Source organism: Ferrovibrio sp. (genome assembly GCF_036381655.1).
GTDB lineage: Bacteria > Pseudomonadota > Alphaproteobacteria > Ferrovibrionales > Ferrovibrionaceae > Ferrovibrio.
This window is the reverse complement of sequence record NZ_DASVCJ010000010.1, coordinates 1-22,475: the sequence shown is the minus strand read 5'-3', so window position 1 is coordinate 22,475 and position 22,475 is coordinate 1. Positions and strand designations below refer to the sequence as shown.

Below are 22,475 nucleotides of genomic sequence, written 5' to 3'. Positions count from 1 at the left end.
GGCTTGGTCCAAACCGCGCGCTCGAGGTCGAACTGATCCCAGGTCGCCGCGAGCACTTCGCCGCTGCGCGCTCCCGTGAGCAGCATGAGGCGTATGGCATTCGCTACGCGCTGGCTCTCGTGCTTGTCGAGCGCCTTGGCCAGCCGAGCGATCTCGTCCGCATTCAGCCAGCGGTCGCGCTTATGCTCTTGAAACCGCTCAACACCTTTCGCGGGGTTATTCGGCCGCCAGCCCCAGGCCACAGCGAGCGAGAACATTTTCGACAGCAGCGCGAGCACCCGATTGGCCTGATATGGGGCGTCCTTCATGGACTGGTGTAGTTCGTCGATATCGCGCCGGCTGACGATGGCAACCTTCTTCGCGCCGAGCTTCGGCTTGATCACTCCTTCGATCATGCGCCGGTCGTTCGAAATGGACGCTGGCCGCTTCTTCGGCTCGGCGTGCCGGGCCATATAATCGGCGCAGAGAATGGCGACAGTCGGCGCTTCTCGGGCTTGAATGCGCGCCGTCAGAGGGTCGCGGCCATCGACAATGGCCCCTCGCATGCCAATGGCGATCTCGCGGGCCGCCGATGGGGTCAGGTCAGGGTGCTTGCCGATGGTGATCCGGTGCTCCTGGCCATGAAAGACGTACCGCAGGACAAAGGCGATCGCCCCGGCGGCCGTGACGCGGACCCCGAAGCCGGTCACTTCGTCGTCCCAAATGATCTGGTTCCCTTTGATGGGCCACTTCTCAGGCGCAGTCAGGCTCCGGACTAATTGAACCGTGATCTTCGCCTTGCTGGCGCCGGGCCGTGCCGGAGTGTCGTTCATGATCGTGTCCGCCCCGTGTCCGTCTGTGTCCGTGATCGAACGTGATTATCAATGACGCATAATCAGGGGGACCATCAAAAAAAGCAAGGTATATCGCAATACAATGACTGTCCGTGACGGACACAGGGCGGACATGGATCGGGAGAAAGAGACTCTTAATCAGCGGGTCCTAGGTTCGAGCCCTAGTGCGCCCACCATTTTCCGCCCGTTCGGAAAATGATCCCGCGGTCGCCGGGCAATCCCGAACAATTCCCGATCGGCTCCGCTACATCCCGATCAGATCCATCGGCGCCCAGATATGGTCGGAGTGCAGCGCCTCCGGTATGCCCACTTCCGCTTTCAGGATGAGCGTCGGGGTGCCCCAGCCCTGGATTTCGCTCAGCGAATAATTGGTCTGGACGCGGTCCCCGCTGGTCCGGTCGAAATCGAGGATCACATCGGCGCCGCCCTGACCCTTCACGAAGACGAACGTGTCGGCTCCCGGCCCGCCGGATAAAATATCGTCGCCCGGCCCGCCATCGATCACGTCGTCCCCGCCATTGCCGTGGATCACATCGTTGCCGGCGCCCCCTTTCAGGATATTGGCGTGCTCGTCGCCGCGCAGGATATCCGCATTGGGCGATCCGATCAGGTTTCGCGCGCCGGCGAGGGATTTGCGATTCGCGGCGATGGTCTGCTGCTCGATGCCGAGGCTCGTGAGCGCGTTGAACCAGTTCGTGGCGAGCTTTTCGTAGCCCTGGCCGGTGAGGTGGACGCCCCAGTCGACGACCAATGTGCCGATATCGTCCAGCGTGATGTTGCCGTTGTCGACAAGGTCGATCTTGACGCCCTTCGCCTTTTCGCCCGCCACCAGGCCGGGCAGCCATCGGTTGTAGCCGGCCAGCTTGGCGGGCGACATGTTCACGGTGTTGTCGGGGCGTGCCGGCGGCGACGTGGCGAGCAGAATCTGCGCATCCGGCGCATGCTGGCTGATGGTGCCGACCAGCTTGACCGTATCGGCCTTCATGGTCGACAGGGTGTTGAACCGCGCGTCGTTGCTGCCCGACATGAGCAGAACGACATCCGGCTTGGTCGCGGCCAGGACCTCCGGGACAATGGCGGTGAGCTGGTCGGTCTGCCAGCCGCTATGGCCTTCATGCTGATTGTCGAATCGGGCCGGGCCGTTTCTCAGGCTGCCGACGAAATCGTATTTGAGGCCGGCTGCGTCCAGCTTGTCCGCCAGCAAGATGCGGTAACCGCCGCTTTCCTTGTTGCTGTAGCCCATGACGCCATGGGTATGAGAATCGCCCAGCGGCAGGATGCGTACCGCCTGGGTGGCGACGCCGGTGCCCAGATCGGCCGTTATCGAGCCCGGCGCGTCGGCAAAACTGATCGTTGCCGTCTGCGGTTGCGGCATGCCTTCCCCCCTCCGGGAGATGCCATGGCGTGAGATGGTTCCGCTTGCCGGCTTTCGGACAGGAAAGGGCCGGCGGACGTAATCCGTCCGCCGGCGATTATACTAGACGAGGACCAGGTCGCTCTGTGACCAAACGTGGTTCGACTGCACCGTCTCGGTCGGACCGCCGGCGGCATGGAGGCTGAGCGTGTGGCTGCCCCAGCCCGTTACATCCGCCAGTTTGTAGTCGGTCTGCAGATGGTCGCCCTCGGTCCGGTTGAAGTCGAGGATCGTATCGGCGCCGCCCTTGCCCTTGAGGAAGATGAAGCTGTCGGCCCCGGCGCCGCCGGTGAGCTTGTCGTTGCCCGCGCCGCCGTCGATCCTGTCATTGCCGCCGCCGCCCTGGATGGTGTCGTTGCCGGCACCGCCGCTGAGGATGTTGGGGGTATTGTCGCCCTTGAGCGTGTCATTGTAGGCGGAGCCGGTCAGGTTGTTCGTGCCCGGCAACGATTGCTGGTGCACCGTGGCGCCGCCCTGGTCCAGATCGATACCCTTGAGGGCGTTGAACCAGTTGGTGGCCAGCTTTTCATAGCCGGTGCTGGTCAGATGCACGCCCCAGTCGACATCCGTGGTGTTGATGTCGTTGACGGAGATGTTGGCGTTGCTGACCAGCTTGATATGCATGCCATGGGCCGCCTTGTCGGCCACCATGCCGGGCAGCCAGGCATTGAACGCGTCCAGTTTGGCCTGCGACATGCTCACCACGTTGTCCGGCCGGCTGGGCGGCGTGGTGGCGACCAGGATCATCGCGTTCGGCGCGTTATGGGCGATGGTATCGACCAGCTTGACCATGTCGGATTCCATGGTCGCGACGTGGTCGTAGCGGGCGTCGTTGCTGCCCGCCATCAGCAGGACCACATCGGGCTTGTAGGTTGCCAGCGCGGCCGGCGCCCGGGCGGCGAGCTGATCGGCCTGCCAGCCGCCGTAACCTTCGTGATCGTTGTCGAAGGTCGACGGGCCGTTATGCTGGCTGCCGACGAAATCGAACTTGATGCCGGCATCGGCCAGCTTGTCGGCCAGCTTGATGCGGTAGCCGCCGCTCTCCTTGTTGGTGTAGCCCATCACGCCATAGGTATGCGAATCGCCCATCGGCATGATGCGCACCGCATGGCCGTCGTGAGTCGTGTAGGTCGCCTGATGCGTGTTCAGGTCGGCGGTCACCGCGCTTCCCGTCGAGGCGAAGCTGGCGGTATGCGTGCCGTAGACCGTGCCGGCGTCATGAGAGGGTGCCGGCGCGCTGGTGCCGCCGCCGACCTGCACATGGATCGTCGCCGTATCGGTGCTGCCATTGGCGTCAGTTACCGTGTAATCGAAGGAGTCGGTGCCGTGCCAGCCCTTCACCGGGATGTAGCGCACGGTGCCATCGCTCGCCCAGGTGATCGTCGCGCCGGCATCGCTGTGGGTTTCGACCTTTGTGACATGCAGGCCGCCATCGGCGCCCTTGTCGTTCCAGGTGAGATATTTGGTGTTGAACCAGAGCGACTTGTCGGCATCGATCTTGTAGTTGTCGTCATAGGCGAAAACCGGATTGCCGGTGCCGGCGCCCGAGCCGCTGCTCGGCGGCGCGGATGGCGTGGGCGTCGGTGTCGGCGAGGGCGTCGGCGAGGGGGCCGGCGTGCCGGTGCCGCTGCCGACCTGCACATGGATCGTCGCGGTATCCGTGCTGCCATCGGCATCGGTCACGGTATACTGGAAGGAATCCTTGCCCTGCCAGCCTTTCACCGGGATGTAGCGCACCGTGCCGTTGCTGGCATCCCAGGTGATGGTCGCGCCGGCATCGCTGTGGGTTTCGACATGACTGACATGCAGGCCGCCATCGGCGCCCTTGTCGTTCCAGGTGAGATACCTGGTGTTGAACCAGAGCGACTTGTCGGCGTCGATCTTGTAGTTGTCGTCATAGGCGACGACCGGATGGCCGCTGCCGCCCGATGAGGACCCGCCCGACGAGGAGGCCGTGCCGCTGCCGACCTGCACATGGATCGTCGCCGTATCGGTGCTGCCATTGGCGTCGGTGACGATATAGTCGAAGGAATCCTTGCCCTGCCAGCCTTTCGGCGGGATGTAGCGCACCGTGCCGTTGCTGGCATCCCAGGTGATGGTCGCGCCGGCCGCGCTTTTGGTATTCACCTTGGTGACATGCAGGCCGCCATCGGCGCCCTTGTCGTTCCAGGTAAGATACCGGGTGTTGAACCAGAGCGACTTGCCGGGATCGATCTTGTAATTGTCGTCGTAAGCGACGACAGGGTGATTGGTGGTCACAGACACTTGTCTTCCTTTCAAAGCGTGAAAGCAGGGTTGCGGACAAATTTCAGGCGGGCACCATCCGCCGCCAGGCTGGCATCGAGGTCTGCGGGCCTCGATGCCGCGCCTAGCCGGGCGCAAATGATGGTTGAACCCAGCCCTTGCGGCGAAACTGCGGGGTGATGAGGGATGTGTAAAATTACTAATTGGATGCCTTTGCGGCCCCGTTTCACTTGTTATGGATGCGTCACATCGCACCCAAAAAGATCACAGGATGATGCGGCGCCTGTACGCGGTTTCTGCGCGTTCGTTTGCTGAATTTTAACAATGCGTCGCCGGCGGCGGGCTCGGGGGCAATCCGCGTCGATCTGCCGGCAGGAGCGGCCGAGCTGCGACATCGCCTGCGTCACGCATGCGCGCCCCATCACAAATATGCAGCGTCAGATTCCCTGCCGCGTACAGATTCCATAGCCGCGCAGCAAGCGACCTTGAAGGGGACGGTTTTCATGCGGCAAATGATTTGAGCAAATCGCGATCATGCCCGCCTCCTGTCACGGCTACGCCACAAACTGACTCTGTCATTGTTATGCACAGGCGCCGCCGGATCGGTCATACCTGTGATGAGTTGCTATTCGGTAGCACGGGCCGATTCGCCGGTCCAAATGCAGGTCGGCGAGTCGCGACGGAAACACAAACAATTGGGATGGAGAAGCCTTTTGCTAGTCAATGTAGGCTGCGGACGCGTTTGGCATCGCGACTGGATTAACCTCGATCATCAGCCCTCCTCGCCGGAGGTGAAGGCGTTCGATATCCGTAAACCTTTGCCGTTCGAGAACGGCACCTGCGACGCGGTATACGCATCGCATGTGCTGGAGCATCTCGATCGAGACGAAGGGCGACGATTGCTGCGGGAATGTCGCCGCGTGCTGAAGCCTGGCGGCGTGGTGCGCATCGTTGTTCCCGATCTGGAGGATTTCTGCCGCTATTACCTGCAGCGGCTGGCCGCCGTTATCGAGCATCCGAGCGAGGAAAACGATATGGCCTATAACTGGGCCTATCTGCACCTGATCGATCAGCATGTGCGGCGCCGCAGCGGCGGCGAGCTTGCGCCCTACGCGGAACAGGCCAATCTCGTGGCCAACGACCGCATCCGCGATAGGCTGTCGGTGAACATGCTGCAGGACCATGTATTGCACGGCGTCAGGCGGCCGCAGCCGCCAAGGGCCGGCGCGCAAACCGCCCGGGAGTCGGCCCGGCCGGCGAAGCCGCCGGCGGCGAATTTTCGCGGCGGCATGACAAGCGGCGTAAAGAAGCTGGCGCGGGCGATTCTGCTCCGGATCTTGCCGGATTCCTATGCCGAGGCCTTGCAGGCGGCATCGGTGATCCGCGCGGGGGAGCTGCACCGCGTCGGCTACGACCGTTATTCGCTGCCGCGCCTGCTGCGCGAGGCCGGGTTTCAGGACGTCGCCATAGTCGACCCGGCATACAGCGCGATTCCCAATTTCGATAAGATGGAATTGGATTGCGTCAACGGCCGTCCGCGCAAGCCCGGCTCGCTTTACGCCGAGGCCATCCGGACGGTGCCGGGCGTCGCAACATCGACGACGCGTCGTCAGCGGGAGGAGAGCCAGCCGGGCAAGGCGAGTGTTGCGGCATAGCCAGGCGGCGGCCCGCGCTCCTATTGCACCGGCCTTCTATTGCACCAGCGCGCCCGCGGGGAGCGCGGCCGACGGCAGGCGGACCCGCGCCGCCAGCCGGCCGGAGCGGTAACTCCTGCGCCAGCCGGGGCGTTTGTTGAGGCGATACATGTTTTCGAAGCGGTAAAGGTCTCCGCGCGCGCAGGTCAGCCGGCTTTCGGCGCGCGCCGCTTCGCGTTCCAGATCGCGAAGCATCTCAAGGAGAAATTTCGTCTTCATCAGATCCCCCGCGGCGCGGGCTGCCTTCAGTTCGGCCTTGGCTTTCGACACCGCTTTCTGCGCGTTGTCATATTTTTCTGTGGCGGCTTTGCATGCTTCCACTAACAGGGCATGTAGCCTGCATATATCACCTGCCATGGACCCCTCCTTTGTAACGCGAGGAGCATGAGCCCGATGACGTGCAAGAATCCAGTGTTCGTACGGTGACCGCACAAGCAAAAGCACCGGAAAAATGCCAATTTTTTCGTAATTTTGTCTGGTTTTAGCGGATCGGAGGCAGGCTGTCTCGATGGCAACTCCCTAGGCGAAATGGAGGTGGCCTATCGCCGACTGGCGGCGATGGCAGGCGATAAATGGAGGAATCATGGGGTCCTGGCAGCACGCCAGCCCGGCTCGTCGCCACCAGCCGGGCCAGCACGGCGGCGTCGCGCCGGCGGGCGGCGAACAGGATCGGCGTCTTGCCTGCCTTCATGATCTCCGTCGCGGCGTCGATGCCGTCCTGGCTGGAGCCGATACGGATTCCCGTGATCACCATATCGGGGCTTTGCCGCTGTACCCGGGAAAGCGCCGCCGCCATGTCATGCGCGATGCCGACAATGTCGTAGCCGGCATCCGTCAGTATCCCGGCAGCCCTGTCGGCGACGAACGTCTCGTCCCCGACAATGAGGATCTTCATCAAACCCGGCATCGGCAACCTCTATCCGCCGACAGCAACTGGATTGCTACTTTACGTCGTCGTTGCCCTCCGGCTAGGGCAGATTTGCAAGCAACAATTACAAATGGACATAGACCGGCTTAAATGATGGCGCGGGGCATTTCGTGACGAAACCAGGAGTAGCGTCCGAAGGCCGCCAGCCGCTCCCAGTCATCCACGGCCAGCATGTTGCTCGCCAAGGTCGCCAGACTGGCGCTGCGCAGGTCGATCAGGGCTCGGTTGACATGGGTACCCGACATTCCCAGCGCATCGGCAATATGCTGACGCCGGAGCGGAAAATTGCACCAGCGGTCCGTCTCGTTGGCCATGCCGCGCTGTCTTTGCCGTTCGTAAAGCTCGGACATCAGATAGGCCACCCGCTGCGCACCGTTGCTTTTGCCGATGGCGACGAGTCGATTGTCGAGGCGCCGCCGGTCGTCCAGCAGATTGCACAGAATATGCGTGGTGAGATCGGGGTATCGCCGCACGATTTGATCGAAGGTGGACGCCCGCAAGGCGCAGAGGCTGACCGGGGTCAGCGTTTGCAGCGCGTGGTTCGGTTTGTATTTTAATAGCGTTTCCTGGCCGATCAGGTCGCCGGGAAGCAGGAAATCGAGGATCTGGCGCGCACCGTCGGGATTCCTCATGTAGCGGAATGCCCAGCCGCCATAGAGCGTGTAAAGACTATCGGGCGCGATTTCCGTCTTTGCGTCCAGATTGATATGCGACTCTTTCGACGACGCGACGAAATCCAGTTCATTGCCGACGAACTGGCGGAAATATGGCTTGCGGCGCAGCCCGCAATCTGAACAGGCGACAGACATTCAGGCGGTCGCCCTCCTGCGGCCACTCCCATTTAGGACAGCATTAAACACGATGCGAATTAGAAGTAACATCAAATCAAGGCGTTAATAACGCGGGGAAAGCATCTCAACCAGCCATTTATCGGCTGACGAAACATTTGTTTCACTTCTCGGGGCGGGCGCCGCTGTTTTGGCGAATAGGGCCTTTGCCGAATCGCCTGCTCAGTGAGACGTGGCGCGAAATTCCGGCCGCGGTTTTACAACCAGCCGCTTTTCCTGAATCGCCAATACAGGATGCCGCAGACCGCCGCCATCAGGCCGAGCGCCAGGGGGTAGCCGTACCGCCAGGTCAATTCGGGCATATGTTCGAAGTTCATGCCCCAGATGCCGGCGAAGGCGGTGGCGACGGCGAAAATACCGGCCCAGGCGGCGAGCCGCTTGGTCACTTCGCTCTCTTCGATGGTCACCATCGAGAGGTTCACCTGGATCGCCGTGGCGATCGTATCGCGTGTCGTATCGATCGTTGCGTTCAGCCGAAGCAGATGGTCGGAAATGTCGCGGTAGTATTCCTGCATGTTGTCGCAGATTTGCGGCACGCGGCCGCCATGCAGTTTGCCGACCGCATCCAGCAGCGGTGCGACGGCGTGCTTGAGCAGCAGCACCTTTTGCTTCAGGCCGTAGAGCCGTTCGATATTGCGGCGGGCGCCATCGGCGTGTCTTGAGTTTTCATCGCGCGCGAAGATCTGCTCCTCGATCTCTTCCAGTTCGGTCTCCAGCGCATCCATGATCGGGAAATAGCGGTCGACCACGGCATCCATCAGTGCGTAGAGCACGAAGCCCGAGCCGTATTGCAAAAGATGCGGCTCGTGCTCGGCCCGGGCGCGCACGCCAAGAAAGGCCTGCTGACTGCGGTTGCGGGCCGAGAGCACATAATTGGGCCCGACGAACACGTTCATTTCGCCGAGGCAGAGCTCGTCATTCACCATCTCCAGCAGATGCATCACGACAAATACGGAATTGTCGTATTCCTCGATCTTGGGGCGCTGGTGGCCATGCCGGGCATCTTCCACTGCCAGTTCGTGCAGATCGAACTCCTTCTTCATCTCGGCAAGTTCCTCGGGCGTGGCGTCCTTGAGCGCGACCCAGACGAAGGTGTCCGGCTGCTTCACGTATTCGCTGATATCCCTGATCGGCAGGTCGGCCAGCTTTTGCCCCCGGCGGTAGGCGACGCAATTGACCAGCATGAATGTGCTCCCTGTCTTCGGCCCATCCGGCGCAGGCCCGATTCGCTAATCATGGAATCTTAATGCCCCGGCCGCGGCGATACCGTTCAAAGCGTGTTGCCGGCGACTTTTCTTGAATTTTCGCCAAATGTTCCCTAAATGGCAGGAAGCGTCGCGCCGGTACGCGCCGGCGCAAAAGTCTGTCACGGATAAGGCGGGCAATCATGGTCGAAAACGGTCCATGGCGGCCCTGGTCTGGCCGGGCCGGCATCCTAGGCCGGCATCCCAGGCCGGCATCTGCCATTGGGCCGGCGGCATGCCGCTGATTTTGCTTGGCGCTTCTTCCAAGGCAGGGAAATATCGGCACGGGCGTTGAGCAGGCCCGGGGGATGAAGGAAGAGAGCCGCATGACGCAAACTCAGACCCAGACTATCGCCGCCGACGCCGAGGCGTCCCCGCATCGCTGGCGTTTCTTCCGCGCGGGCGGCTTCGATCAGGTCCGCATCGAAACCGGCGCCGATCTGAAGGCATTGGCAAGCGGCGGCGAGGCGGGCGGCCTCGATCAGAAGCTGTGGCTGGCGCTGGCCTGTCCGATCGACAGCCTGGAATTCGACCGCCGCACCCTCACGCTTATCGATGCCGACAAGGATGGCCGCATCCGCGCGCCGGAACTGCTCGCCGCCCTGCGCTGGGCGTTGCATCTGATCCGGGATGCCGATGCTTTTTTCGCCGGGCATTCGCAACTGCCGCTGTCGCTGATCGATGATAGCCACCCGGAAGGAACGAAGATACGCGCTTCGGCAAAACGCATACTGGCCAGTCTCGGCCGGCCGAATGACGACAGCCTTGCCCCTGACGATGCCGCGGATATCAAGCGTCTGTTCAGCGAAACGAAATTCAACGGCGATGGAATCGTTCCCGCTGCCGCGGCAGAGAATGCCGAAACCGCGGCGCTGATGCGCGACATCATGGCCATCGCCGGCTCGCGTTCCGATCGCGGCGGCGAAGCCGGTCTCGGTCAGGCCGAGTCCGATGCTTTCTTCGCCGCGGTGGATGCCTATCTCGCCTGGTACGACGAGGCCGGACAGCAGGCCGATATCCGCCCGCTGGGAGCGGACTCCGAAGCGGCGGTGGCGGCGCTGCAATCGGTGCAGGCCAAGATCGACGATTATTTCTTCCGCTGCCGGCTCGCCGCTTTCGATCCGCAGGCGGCGCCGGCGCTGAATGCCGACGCCGAGGCTTTCGCCGCGCTTGCCGATACGGAATTGTCGGAGGCCGCCGGCTCGGGTGCGGTGGCGCATCTTCCGCTGGCCCATGTGGAAGCCGCCAAGCCGCTGCCGCTGACCGGCGGACTGAATCCGGCCTGGGCGGCGGCGGTGGAAAGGCTGCTCAATGGGGTGGTGCAGCCCTTATTGGGGCCGCGCGACAGCCTGAGCGAGGCCGACTGGCAGGCGGTGAAGGCCAAACTGGCGCCCACCGCCGCCTGGCTGCAGCGCAAGGCCGGCGCCATGGTCGAGGGCATCGGCGTCGAGCGCCTGCGCCAGATTCAGGCCGGCGGCATGCGCGATGAGATCAACCGGCTGATCGCCGCCGATGCGGCCCTTGCGGCGGAATTCGAGGCCGTCGAACAGGTCGAGATGCTGGCGCGCTATCTGCGCGACCTGGTGCCACTGATCAACAACTTCATTGCCTTCCGCGATTTCTATACGCGTCGCGCGAAGGCGACGTTTCAGGTCGGCACGCTCTATATCGACGGGCGGTCCTGCGACTTGTGCATCCGCGTCGAGGATCCGGCCAAGCATGCCACGCTGGCGAATTTGAGCCGCATCTATCTGCTGTATTGCGAATGCCTGCGCCGCGGCAGTCAGGAAAAGATGCTGATCGCGGCGGGGGTGACCGCCGGCGACGCCGATCAACTCATGGTCGGACGCAACGGCGTTTTCTACGACCGCTCGGGCCGCGACTGGGATGCTGTGGTGGTGAAAGTGGTCAGCCATCCGATCAGCATCCGCGAAGCCTTCTGGCTGCCGTTCAAGCGGGTGGCGAAATTCATCAGCGATCAGATCGAAAAATTCGCCGCCGCCCGCAGCAAGGCGGCGGAGACCCAGATGACGACCAAGCTGCTGGAAACCGGCACCCGGGCCGTCACCGGCACACCGGCTGCCGCTCCCGCCGCGCAACAGCCTCCGCAGGCATTCGATGCCGGGCGGTTCGCCGGCATTTTCGCCGCGATCGGTCTGGCCATCGGGGCGATCGGTACCGCCCTGGCGTCGGTGGTCACCGGGCTTTTGAATCTGGCCTGGTGGCAGATCCCGCTTGCGGTCGCCGGCGTGATCCTGCTGATTTCCGGTCCGTCGATGCTGATCGCGGCCATGCAATTGCGCCAGCGCAACCTGGCGCCGATCCTCGACGCCAATGGCTGGGCGGTGAATGCGCGCGCGCGCATCAACATTCCATTCGGCGGCTCCCTGACCCAGCTCGCCAAGCTGCCGCCGGGGGCCGAACGGGCGCTGACCGATCCATATGCCGAGCGCACGACGCCCTGGCGGCTGCTTGTTCTGCTCGTGCTGATCGTCATCCTCCTGGCCCTGGCCTGGCACTACAACTGGATGGCGGCCCTGTTCGGCCATTAACCATGTTGGCCCGGCCGATCCGCCGGGAAATCAGTCGCCAGCCCGGCCAAGGAAGGGCTAGGATGGAATCATGAGACTGGAGCCCCGCTTTTTTTCCGCCATCGGCACCTTGCGCCATGCCGAGCGCCTGAACTTCCTGACCCAGGATGTCCGCGCCGCCGGAACGGTGCTCGGCTTCTTTGGCGCTGCGGCAGCCCTGGGCGCCAAGCCGACGGAATTGGTGCTGCTCGTCTGCCGGCGCTACAAACCGGCCGACCTGCATCGCCAGATCGTCATAGTGTTCCAGCAGGACCGGCCGTTTGCCGAATCGCTGGCCAAGCTCTATCGCGCGCATGGCCGGCCGCTCGGCTTCCAGGGACAGCAGCGCTGGTGCGCCATCCCGGAGCCGGCTTTCCTGCGCGATGAGACATTCGCCCTGCTCGCGGCGCGGTTTCCGACCCTGCTGCTGATCGACGAAGAGGACGACGGCAGGCTGCGCATCGAGGTGCATGCGTCGTCGGGCTTCAAGACCCGCCCGGTGCTCAAGCTTGCCCCGCTGCCGCAGCGCGATGCGCCTGCCGCCGCCGCGGCGCAGGTGATGCGCATGCCGCCGCGACCGGCCGTTGCCGCCGCTTCGCTCCGGCCGGTGGCGCAGCCGGCAACAAGCCGGCCGGCGCAGATCGTGCCGCTCAGGCCGCGCAAGCTGAAAAGCGGCGTGGCCCTGAACGAAACCGTCGAGCGCCGCGTGGTCGACGAGTTCCGCCGCCTGCTGCGCACCGTCGCGCAGTATTCCTAGATCTACTTGTTCGAATCGCTGAGCGGGCCGGTGCACATATAGGCGCCGTCCTGATAGACCAGTGGCGCGACTTCGGACCGCGAGGTGGCGCGGATCACCCGCCCGATGCAGATCGAGTGGGTGCCATAAGCATGCAGGGCCTCGATCTCGCAGAAGATGTTGGCCTGCGCATCGGCAAGATAGGGAACGCCGTCCGCGTCGCTGCGCCAGTCTCCTTCGGTGAAGCGGATTTCGCCTTCCAGGGCGCCGCTGAAGACTTCCGACAGACGCTGCTGGCTGCAATGCAGCAGGTTGATGCAGAGCAGGCGGCCCAGGCCAAGCTGGGCATGCAGGGCTGCGGAACGGTTCACGCAAGCCAGCACCGCCGGCGGATTGGCGGAAACCGAGGTAACGGCCGTGGCGGTCATGCCGTGCCGCAAACCGCCTTCCGAGCGGGTCGAGATCACGGTGACGGTGGCGGCCAGGCGCCGCATGGCGGTGCGGAAGGCGGCGTCGGTCGGTTCGAAGTTTGAATTGACCATAATGCTAGGATGTAGTGGCGGCCAGATGGGCCTTCAATTGCTCGGCGACCGATTCCGCCAGACCGCGCCAGTCGCTGGCCTGGCGCTGGCGCAGCAGCCGTGCGGTTGGATACCACGGCGTGGTCTCGCCCGTCAGCCCCCAATACCAATGCGGCGAAATGCCTTTGTGCAGCAGCACCCAGGTGGGCTTGCCGAGGGCTGCCGCCATATGTGCGGTGGTGTTGCTGGTGGTGATCACCATATCCATGGCCGCGACCTGGGCGGCAAAGGCGTCCAAATCGGCCATCTGGTCGATTGCCGGATCGTAGATGACATCGACGCCGGTTGCCGCCTTCAAGGCGGCGCGGTCGGCTTCCCGGTTGCCATATTGCAGATCGACGAAGCAAAGGCCGGGCAGCGACAGGAATGGCGCGAAATCCACGAGCTGCGCCGATTTCGGGGCGCCGATGCGCGGATTGCCGCTATACCAGGCGAGGCCGATCAGCGGCTGTTGCCGGCCGGCAAGATACTGCGCGCGCAAGGCGGTGGCGCGGCCGGCATCGGCGCGCAGCGGCAGGGCGCCGGTGCAATCCTCCGGCGAGCGCCGCAGCACGGCGGCAAGGTCGAACAGGCTGGCCTGCATGACGAGATCGTTCTGAAACAGCCGCTGATTGGCCGGATTCCTCCGGCCATAGGCCTCGATACCCGGGAAGCTACGCTCCAACAACGGAAGCATGCGCGGATCGCATTCGACGACCGGCGTGATGCCGCGCGCCAGCAGCTCCGGCAGAAGACTCAGCAGCACGAGATTTTCGCCAACGCCCTGTTCGGTGAGCAGCAGCAGCCTGCCGCCGGCAGGAAGCGCCTGGCCTTGCCAGAAAGGCAGGGTGAAGGGCCGCTTGTCCACCTCCATGCTGGCCAGCGTCCAGCGGGCGCCAAAATGCGGCCAGGCTTCGCGGTAATCGCCTTTCACCAGCTTTGCCACGCCGTAGCGCAGATGCGCCTCGCCGTGTCCGGGCGCGGCTTGCCAGGCCTGTTCGTACCAGCGCAGCGCCGCGTCGATATCTCCCCTGATGCGCTCCACATCGCCCAGCGCCAGCACCGTATCGATCATCTTCGGCGCCAGCCGGATCGCAGTCTTCAGAGCGGTTTCCGCTTCGGTTTCCCGCCCGAGGCCGATCAGGGCCAGGCCGAGATTCTGCTGATAGATGGCATTCTGCGGATTGAGCGCGACGGCGCGCTGCAGCGCCGCGATCGCGGCGGCGAAGTCGCGGCAGTCGAGCAGCGCCGCGCCCAGATTGCTCATCGCATCGGCATAATCCGGCCGGATCGCGATGGCGGCCTCGTAACAGGGGATCGCCTCGGCCGGGCGTTTCAAATCGCGCAGGGCATTGCCGCGGTTGTTGTGGGCCTCGGCATAGCGCGGCGCCAGGGCGATGGCGCGGTCGAGCTGCGCCAGGGCGGCCTCGGCATCGCCGCCGAGCCGCAGCAATTCGCCGAGATTGTTGTAGTAGATGGCGTTCTGGGGAAAGGCCGCGATGGCCTGGCGCAGCAGGTCAAGCGCCCGGGCGGTATCGCCGGCATGGTATAGGTTCAAGGCCTCGTCATTGAGCCGGTTGGCGTCCCGCAGGGCCGCCTGCTGGGCCGGGCTCAGTTGAACCGGCGTCCTGACCGGACCGGCCTTGGCGGCCAATTTCTCCTGTGCGCGGCGTTGCCTGCGATTCACCCTGCGATCCCCCGGCTGAAGCGACGGGTAGTTTTGCCGGACAATCCCTTAAGACATTGCTTACCGTCGCCGTTCAGGCGGAGAACTCGGCCCGGATCTGCTCCGTCTGCTGACCCAGCGCCGGCACGGGGCCGGTCTTGAAGCCGCTGTCACGGCCGGCGGGGCAGGGCATGCGGATCACGGTCCCGTCCGGCAGGGATACATCGATGCGCCGCAGGGCAGGGTGGCGGGGCAGGTCGCTGACGGCGCTCAGGCGCCCCCAGGCGATCTGCGCCTTCTCCAGCCGTCTGGTCGCATCCTGAACCGAAAGGGCGGCGAAACAGGGCCCGATTTCGGCATCCACGAAGCTGCGGTTGGCGACGCGCAAGGCATTGGTCGCGCATTTGTCGTGTTCGGTCAGATCGGGGCGGTCGATGACCGCCAGGCAAAGGCGCTTCCATTCCGCGTTGGTCTGGACGGCGACGATCACGCTGCCGTCCCTGCAGGCGAAAGGCCCGTAGGGATAGATCGAGGCGTGGGACAATCCGTAACGGCCGGTTTCGCGGCCGGCATGTTCGAAATGCAGCAGCGGCACGCTCATCCAATCGGCCATGCCGTCGAACATGGCGATGTCGATGGATTTTCCGCCCCCGGTCTTCTGCCGCTCGATCAACGCCTCCAGGATGGCGGCATGCGCATTCATTCCGGTGGCGATATCGGCGGCCGAGACGCCGATCTTGCTCGGCTGCTCCGGCGTGCCGGTCACGGCGCAAATGCCGCTTTCCGCCTGAACCAGCATGTCGTAGGCGCGCATCGCCGCATAGGAGGTCTGGCGGCCATATCCCATGATGTTGACGGCGATCAGCCGCGGAAACTGCGTCTGAAGCGTTTCCTTTGTCAGCCCGAGGCGCTCGATCGCACCCGGCGCCAGGTTCTGGACCAGGATGTCGGCGCGGCCGAGCATGCGGAACAGGAGCGCCCGGTCGGCTTCGGCCTTGAGATCGAGAACCGCGCTCTCCTTGCCCCGGTTCAGCCAGACGAAATAGGCCGACATGCCGTGCACGGCGGAATCGTAATTGCGCGCGGTTTCGCCTTCCGGCCGTTCGATCTTGATGACCCGCGCGCCGGCATCGGCCAAGCGGGCCGTGCACAATGGCGCGGCGACCGCCTGCTCGATCGCGATTACCAGCAGGCCGTCCAAAGCGCCCATCTCAGTAGGACCGCGGCAGGCCGAGTACATGCTCGGCAAGATACGACAGGATCAGGTTGGTCGAGATCGGCGCGACCTGATAGAGGCGCGTCTCGCGGAACTTGCGCTCGACATCGTATTCCTCGGCGAAGCCGAAGCCGCCATGCGTCTGGATGCAGGCATTGGCCGCCTCGAAGGAAGCGTCGGCGGCCAGCATCTTCGCCATGTTGGCTTCCGGGCCGGGATTATGTCCGGCCTCGTAGAGTTGCAGCGCTTCCTTCACCATCAGTTCGGCGGCGCGCATGTTGGCATAGGCCTTGGCGATGGGGAACTGGATACCCTGGTTCTGGCCGATCGGCCGCGCGAATACGACGCGCTCCTTCGCATAGCCGACCGCCTTGGCGATGAACCATTTGGCGTCGCCGATGCATTCCGCGGCAATGAGGATGCGTTCGGCATTCATGCCGGAAAGAATGTAGCGGAACCCCTTTCCCTCCTCGCCGATGAGGTTTTCGGCAGGGACGCGCAGGTTGTCGAAGAAGATTTCCGTGGTGGCATGATTCATCATCGTCCGGATCGGACGGATGGTAAGGCCCTTGCCGATGGCATCCCGCATGTCGACGAGCAGGACGGACAGGCCATCGGTCCGTTTCATGGAGCCGCTGACGGGCGTCGTGCGGGCCAGCAGCAGCATGAGGTCGGAATGCTCGGCGCGGCTGGTCCAGATCTTCTGGCCGTTGACGACATAATGATCGCCCTCGCGCCTGGCGGTCGTCCGCAGCGCGGAGGTATCGGTGCCGCTGGTCGGCTCGGTGACGCCGAAGGCCTGCAGGCGAAGGCTGCCATTGGCGATGGAGGGAAGGTATTTGGCCTTCTGTTCGGGCGAGCCATGCCGCAGCACCGTGCCCATCGTGTACATCTGGGCATGGCAGGCGCCGCCATTGCAGCCGGCGCGCTGGATTTCTTCCAGGACCGCCGCGGCCGCGGACAACGGCAGACCCGACCCGCCATATTCCTCCGGGATCAAAACCGAGAGATAGCCGGCTGCGGTCAACGCTTTGACGAATTCGGTGGGGTAGGCCATCCGCCGGTCGAGGTCGCGCCAGTATTCGCCCGGGAAGCGGGCGCAAAGTTTGGCGACGGCCTCGCGTATCTCGGGGAATGATTCGGTCTGATGGGTCATCGGATAACTCGAGTTGAGAAGGGCTCTCTTTATCGGCCAGCGCAGCTATGCCGACAATGAAAAGACGGCTAGATCAGCTATATCAAAATTCAATCGCGTGGCGCTTGGGGTTCCGCGGCCGCGAGGAGTCTGCCGGCCCAGATGCCGCGGCCGACCAGATCGGCGACGACCTCCTCGACGGCTTTGCCGGCGAAACGGGACAGGCGGGTTGCCGGGCGGTCGGAAAGATAAGCCAGCGCAAGGCGGCGGACCGGCACCGGATCGATCAGCGGTGCGCAGCTCAGGCGCCCGGCCCGTATTTCGCCGTGGATGGGCGCGAAAGGCAGGATCGTCCAGCCATGCCCCAGGCTGACCAGATCCTTCAAGGTCGTGAACGAGTTCGCCTCCACCGGCACATCCAGCGCAATGGCGCATTCCGCTGCCAGCCGTTCCACCAGGTCGCGCAGGCCGTGGCCGCGACTGGGCAGCAGCAACCGCCTGTCCTGGATGCTGCGGAACGGCAGCGCGCGATCGGGGGAGAGGTCGGCCTGCGGCGGGCCGATCAGGAACAGGCTTTCTTCCAGGAGCGGGCGGGATCGCAGCGTGCGCGATGCCCGGGGGTCGTAGAGGATCGAGACGTCGACATCGCCGCGCTGCGCCCAGTCCAGCAGATAGCCGGAATAGGCGCTGACCAGCCTGACCGTGACATCCGGATGGGCCTTGCGGAACGCGGCCACCAGGGGAACCGAGACGATATCGGAGACCGTCGGCGGCATGCCGATCGAGATGCTGCCGCGCAGCGGCGCCTCGCGATCCGACGCGGCGGCCCGGATTTCCTCCAATTCGGCCATGATGCGGCTCGCCCGCTTGAGCACCTCGCGGCCGGCTTCGGTAATCACCATGCCGCGGCCATGGCGGTCGAACAGCCTTACGCCGAGCTCCTGCTCCAGCAGCCGCACCTGCCGGCTGAGGGCCGGCTGGGCGATATTGAGGCGGTCGGCGGCCTTGCTGAGGCTGCCCAGTTCGGCGACATGCATCAGGGTGCGGAGCTGCGCGATTTCCATGGCGGCCGATATAATAAGGATATATTCGCCTGCGAGAATGCCGTGCGGCTATACAAGGATTCTATGAGGGCGTCCCGACGGGGACTGCGGCGGCGCGAGCGTCTGGAAAAAAAGCCTCGCAAACTTGACCTTCTTACGGCAGCCCCGATGTCGTATCCGGAAAAAACCAGGAAAAACCACCCCATAAGTCATTGATTTCATTAGAGTCATTTAGAGCTCAATGTCCGGTTTTCCAGGATAAACTGTCATTTTCGCTAGGATATTCGGCAAAAAATGACATTCGATGTGTGCATGAAAAATCATCGATCTAAATCAGGTACTTAGCCAACCGGGCGAAATCGGATTTTCTGCACCTTCTCTGAATTCCCAGCCCTCGTACGGACCGCGATTTCACCATGGAATGCCGATTCCACGGCTTGCCAACACATCGTTTATCAGGCGGCCGACCTCATGTCCCTTGCCGTCCCATTCCATCATTTGGGACCGGAGGGTCTGGAGGACCCGTTTGAAGTCGAAGTCGGCCCAAATCTGTTCATCTGCGGCCGCATTGATCAGCGCGGCCTTCACATGTTCTGGCGGCTGCTGGCATATGGCCAGCCCGAGGCTCAGGCGGAAGCCCAGCATGGGGTCAGGTTCCTTGCTGGCAAGATTGTAGCGGCCGTCAAATGTCCCAAAGCGCTCGTGTGAGTCACCCAGGAGGAGCCAGCGCGCCTTGGAGGGCAGGTCCGACAGGAGGCCGATGACCTCCAAGACTTCATCGAGCTTCAGGCCGCGGAGGAGATCTGGAACCGTGGGCTTGCGGTCGAACAGCACATCCTCAATGTACCGCTGTCCCGTGATTTCATCGTCTGAAGCGTCAAGGGCGCTCACAGTTCGGAGGTCGTGCCCGCATTTGCAGATGGTGACGTCTCTGACGACCCAGTCCAGGGGACGAGGGTTTTCCGGCTTGCAGGAGGGGCAAGCGGACACTAACCGGATGCGGTGGTCGGTGCAGACCTGGGCGAACCGGAAATTCCAGATGAGACGGTGGTGAGCGGACAGCTTGAGGCATTCCGGGCAGACACGCCGGGAATCCTGGGTTGGTATGCAGCTGAAAGGGAGGTCGTGGCCGAGAACCTGGAATACGTATGTCTCTGTCCGCCGAGCTTTCCTGCGCAGTGGCGATGGCGCTTGCAGCCGCAACTGTTCGAAATCGAGTCCGGCTAAGGTTGCCAGGCCTTTGATTTGGGTATCGTCGAACTGGACTTGGCGGAAGGCCAGGTTGGCAGCCGACCAGACCCACTTCACGTGTTTGATTCCGTTCAGCTGGGCAAGGCGCGCCATGAAGCCTTGAACGCTTTCGTCGGGATGCAACTTGTCCGAAATAGTAAGTGTCTGGATTTCCATCGGGCACCAAGGATTTCAGCCTCCAAAATCCTTGGACGGCGAATGATCCTTTGTGCCTCAGTTCTTTTTGGGCGACAATCGCCAAGTAATTCTTTCCGGCAACTTCCGTTCGTCAGGGTTCCGCCCTGTCGACTCCTACAATGGCAACCGCCGTGAATGGCGCATTCTCCTGCGTTCTGAACGGGATCGCATTGGCGTTTGCCTTCTCGAGGCACTGCGCCGCAACCCGATCGCTCCAATACAATGCATTATTTGCGACGTTCTCGTTACCGGCATCGGTACTTGCATAAATCAGCTGTACTGTGGGCGGGAGATAAAACGCCTCGCAAACAGGTTTAATCCTGTTGTTGTAGTCGGGGATATTCCCGAGGTCGCAGTCAACGATCAATCCAACGCGGTCAGTTTCCTTTATGAGGTTGCGTGCGTATAGGATCTCAAGGGCAAGTTGCCAGCCCCGGTTTTCTTCTGGATGAGCCAGACCCTGAAACAGAATGCAGAACGGCACGTCGAAATTCCAATCGACGCGGCCCGTCTGGCTGTTGTTCTGCGCTTCGCGGACTATCAGCACCCCGGTGGCAGAGTACTTAATACCATTGGATAGTGTTGTGTTTGTATCGACGGCGCACACGACATCAAAGTTTTGGCGTAATGCGGCGGCGACATCGAATGTAGGGCTACCATGCTGAGGTACCCGTGAAAGAATCTTGGGCCCTTTGGCTCGGTCGTATGACGCGCCGAGATAGACGTCTGCCATTGGCTGGTCGAATCTGATCTCACCAGTTGCGCGGTCGATGGTGATAACAATTTCGGTGGCTTCTCTCGTCGTCGTCGCCTGGACGAAGAGCGCGCGCTGCTTACGCGGTGTACCCTTATGGCGTTTTCCCATTTGGACGGAGGAACGTTGGTCAGCCAGCAGCCATTTCCGCTACAGCATCGGCCTGGGTCGCAGGTTCGAGCTGATAGATTGACCGTAGCAGCCGGATGCCTTCCTCCTTCTCGAGGTCGATGTCCTGATTCCGCGGGTCGAAGCCTCCGTCCGCTTGAATGATCTCGATGAAGCGGTTGAGGTCGGCTTTTATTTCGTCCGGTATTGATACCCGGCTGTCGCCGGGTATCAGCGTGAGCAGCCGATATACATCTGCACGATGCTTCCGGATGTCCTTGGTATTGGGCTTCGGCGCGCCCTCAGGCGGATTGAGCAGTTGAATGTGAGCAAATGCCTTGAACGGGATGAGCATTGCCTCATTGAGAACGGTGACGCCGTCGATCTCGCGACGGCCGTTCACCAACTCCTTGAAGTAGACGTCATTCAGCAAGATCGCCGACAGGCTAAGAACATCATCTTCCACCTCGATCGGGATAATATTCGTCCCCTCAGGGAAGTCGATGCCGTCGGGCGAACGCGCGAACACCTCTAACTGCGCCGGGAAACCAGCGACTTGCGGGCGATGAAAGCGATAAAACTCCCGTCGCTTGTCGCTTCGTTCCCGCGCTTCGTACTGGCCTGCATCGAGGAAAGCCTTGAAGGCCTGGGCAAATCCGCGCTCGACAGTGTCAACAATGAGCACCATGTCGACGTCTTTGGTCGGGCGGAAATCGGCACCGAGTTCGGAGAAGATCATGTGGCAAGCGGCGCCGCCAATGACCACGTACTTGCCGGAGTGCTCGGCGAAGAATTCACGTATTTTTCCTATGCCTTCCACCAGTGAAATCCTTCCAAGAGCTCGTCAGCCGATTTGGCGACCCGGTCGTCGGAGTTACCGGCGAATTGGGCATACAGAGACAGTCTGTCGACGTCGGCATCGCTTGAAAGTGATGCCGGGTCGTACCACCAGGTTTCGACGATGAAAGCGGCGTCGCCGGGGGACACCTCAGCCCAGCCGTAATTGCTGGCGACCTGCTTCCATTTGGTAGCGGCTATCGCATAGACAGGCAATTTGGGCGGTCCGAGATTTGTCAGACGGGACAACGCGGATTCGCCCCCGAATTTGACCTTGTAGTCGGCCGAGGTGCCAAAAATGTATTTGGTTCCGCGGACCGGGCTCCGGAGCAGCGGCTTGGCAGATTGAAAAAGTTTCGCGAGGTCCTGCTCAAATAGAATGGCATCGAGCCGTCCGCTTTTGCGGATCTCCCCCAATTCGAATCTTTCAAGCTCGTGGAATCCGCGTAACGCAGACATGGTGCTGATTTTGAGTTTTCTCGCGCAATATGCGGAGGTTCGTCCCTCGACCGTAGGTGCGAGCAGGTGATGGAAAAGGATGGCTTGAGCGATCGGGGATAGCGATTCGGATCGCTTGGCCAGGGGGTCGCTTTTTCGGAAGCTTTCGCGGAGATCGAGAAGCAAGGACGGGACATACATCTGCTTACCAGGCACGATGAAAGGAACGCCCTGTTCAACCAGCCGATTTCGACGTAACGCGCTCATCGTCATGGATACGAACAGCGCCCGCTTCCGGTATTGACCTTCCAGTGCTTGAAGCTGTTTTTTGATTTCGGTGGCGGAAACGCTCTCTGCATCCCGGTTGGCGGCGAATACAACCCGCTTGCCCCCCAGAGAGCCCTCATACACTTCGAAGGCTTTCCGTAGGAAAGATGGCAAATGGTCTTTGCTGACCGGACGAATCTCCGGATCAACATGCATGGACTTCTCCAGGTATTCGGCCAAGGCCGCCTGGTAACCGCCGATCGAGAGTTCAGGATGTCGTAACATTGCGAACCGAAAATAACAATGGCATTGTTTTTTTTCAAGTCATTGTTATTTTCGTAAAAACAGCGGTGGAAAACCGAGAAAAATCCGTGACCTGAGCCCGAAGTCTCATCCAGGGATCGGTAGAGTCCTTTCACCATTTGAGCCCATCTGGGCTGGTTGGGCAACGGGGTTGGGCGCGGTGCCCACCGACTGCTCAAGCGCCCGACCCCGTTGCATCGCGGCGGCGC

General features: G+C 62.4%; 19 protein-coding genes. 3 read left to right on the top strand and 16 right to left on the bottom strand.

What is annotated here, in order from left to right; translation table 11 throughout:
* From VF194_RS02430 to VF194_RS02420, 3 genes are all read right to left on the bottom strand, one after another.
* A partial coding sequence (locus tag VF194_RS02430) for a tyrosine-type recombinase/integrase (protein WP_330887669.1) occupies positions 1-812 on the bottom strand: 812 nt, incomplete at its 3' end.
* Positions 813-1,077: 265 nt separating this feature from the next.
* Positions 1,078-2,208 (bottom strand): GDSL-type esterase/lipase family protein, encoded by a 1,131-nt coding sequence (locus VF194_RS02425; RefSeq protein WP_330887667.1) that lies wholly within the window; start codon positions 2,206-2,208, stop codon positions 1,078-1,080.
* Positions 2,209-2,310: 102 nt separating this feature from the next.
* Positions 2,311-4,512, bottom strand: coding sequence for an Ig-like domain-containing protein (locus VF194_RS02420; protein ID WP_330887665.1), 2,202 nt, complete (start codon positions 4,510-4,512; stop codon positions 2,311-2,313).
* A gap of 692 nt (positions 4,513-5,204) precedes the next feature.
* Here VF194_RS02420 and VF194_RS02415 point away from each other — a divergent pair.
* Positions 5,205-6,146 carry a class I SAM-dependent methyltransferase gene (locus VF194_RS02415; RefSeq protein WP_330887663.1) on the top strand — a complete coding sequence of 314 codons (942 nt, stop codon included), beginning with the start codon at positions 5,205-5,207 and terminating at the stop codon, positions 6,144-6,146.
* A gap of 36 nt (positions 6,147-6,182) precedes the next feature.
* Here VF194_RS02415 and VF194_RS02410 read toward each other — a convergent pair whose 3' ends face one another.
* The 4 genes from VF194_RS02410 to corA form a co-directional block, all read right to left on the bottom strand.
* Positions 6,183-6,542 (bottom strand): hypothetical protein, encoded by a 360-nt coding sequence (locus VF194_RS02410; protein WP_330887661.1) that lies wholly within the window; start codon positions 6,540-6,542, stop codon positions 6,183-6,185.
* Positions 6,543-6,666: 124 nt separating this feature from the next.
* Positions 6,667-7,092 carry a response regulator gene (locus tag VF194_RS02405; RefSeq protein WP_330887659.1) on the bottom strand — a complete coding sequence of 142 codons (426 nt, stop codon included), beginning with the start codon at positions 7,090-7,092 and terminating at the stop codon, positions 6,667-6,669.
* 107 nt (positions 7,093-7,199) lie between these two features.
* Complete coding sequence (locus tag VF194_RS02400; RefSeq protein WP_330887656.1) at positions 7,200-7,922, bottom strand: Crp/Fnr family transcriptional regulator; 723 nt, start codon at positions 7,920-7,922, stop codon at positions 7,200-7,202.
* A 236-nt stretch (positions 7,923-8,158) separates the two neighbouring features.
* Entirely contained in the window at positions 8,159-9,145 is a 987-nt protein-coding gene (corA, locus tag VF194_RS02395) for a magnesium/cobalt transporter CorA (protein WP_330887654.1), read from the bottom strand.
* 386 nt (positions 9,146-9,531) lie between these two features.
* On the opposite strand from corA, the gene VF194_RS02390 reads away from it, so the two are divergent.
* Positions 9,532-11,757 carry a hypothetical protein gene (locus VF194_RS02390; RefSeq protein WP_330887652.1) on the top strand — a complete coding sequence of 742 codons (2,226 nt, stop codon included), beginning with the start codon at positions 9,532-9,534 and terminating at the stop codon, positions 11,755-11,757.
* A gap of 70 nt (positions 11,758-11,827) precedes the next feature.
* Positions 11,828-12,532: a hypothetical protein gene (locus VF194_RS02385; protein ID WP_330887649.1), complete on the top strand. Its 705-nt coding sequence runs from the start codon at positions 11,828-11,830 to the stop codon at positions 12,530-12,532.
* Between the two features lie 2 nt (positions 12,533-12,534).
* Here the strand turns inward: VF194_RS02385 and VF194_RS02380 are convergent, their stop codons facing one another.
* From VF194_RS02380 to VF194_RS02340, 9 genes are all read right to left on the bottom strand, one after another.
* Positions 12,535-13,053, bottom strand: a complete 519-nt coding sequence (locus VF194_RS02380) for a flavin reductase family protein (RefSeq protein WP_330887647.1) — start codon at positions 13,051-13,053, stop codon at positions 12,535-12,537.
* 4 nt (positions 13,054-13,057) lie between these two features.
* Positions 13,058-14,758 (bottom strand): tetratricopeptide repeat protein, encoded by a 1,701-nt coding sequence (locus VF194_RS02375; RefSeq protein WP_330887645.1) that lies wholly within the window; start codon positions 14,756-14,758, stop codon positions 13,058-13,060.
* Positions 14,759-14,831: 73 nt separating this feature from the next.
* A complete protein-coding gene (locus tag VF194_RS02370) occupies positions 14,832-15,947 on the bottom strand; it encodes a CaiB/BaiF CoA-transferase family protein (RefSeq protein ID WP_330887644.1) in 1,116 nt (371 codons plus the stop codon).
* A gap of 1 nt (position 15,948) precedes the next feature.
* Positions 15,949-17,109 carry an acyl-CoA dehydrogenase family protein gene (locus tag VF194_RS02365; RefSeq protein ID WP_330887642.1) on the bottom strand — a complete coding sequence of 387 codons (1,161 nt, stop codon included), beginning with the start codon at positions 17,107-17,109 and terminating at the stop codon, positions 15,949-15,951.
* 89 nt (positions 17,110-17,198) lie between these two features.
* On the bottom strand, positions 17,199-18,152 hold the full coding sequence (locus VF194_RS02360) for a LysR substrate-binding domain-containing protein (protein WP_330887640.1): 954 nt from the start codon (positions 18,150-18,152) through the stop codon (positions 17,199-17,201).
* Positions 18,153-18,542: 390 nt separating this feature from the next.
* Positions 18,543-19,538, bottom strand: coding sequence for a TniQ family protein (locus tag VF194_RS02355; RefSeq protein ID WP_330887638.1), 996 nt, complete (start codon positions 19,536-19,538; stop codon positions 18,543-18,545).
* 112 nt (positions 19,539-19,650) lie between these two features.
* Entirely contained in the window at positions 19,651-20,424 is a 774-nt protein-coding gene (locus tag VF194_RS02350) for a hypothetical protein (RefSeq protein ID WP_330887636.1), read from the bottom strand.
* A gap of 19 nt (positions 20,425-20,443) precedes the next feature.
* A complete protein-coding gene (locus tag VF194_RS02345) occupies positions 20,444-21,241 on the bottom strand; it encodes a hypothetical protein (RefSeq protein ID WP_330887634.1) in 798 nt (265 codons plus the stop codon).
* Complete coding sequence (locus VF194_RS02340) at positions 21,229-22,179, bottom strand: hypothetical protein (protein WP_330887632.1); 951 nt, start codon at positions 22,177-22,179, stop codon at positions 21,229-21,231. Before VF194_RS02340 ends, VF194_RS02345 begins: the two co-directional genes overlap by 13 nt.
* Positions 22,180-22,475: the final 296 nt, after the last annotated feature.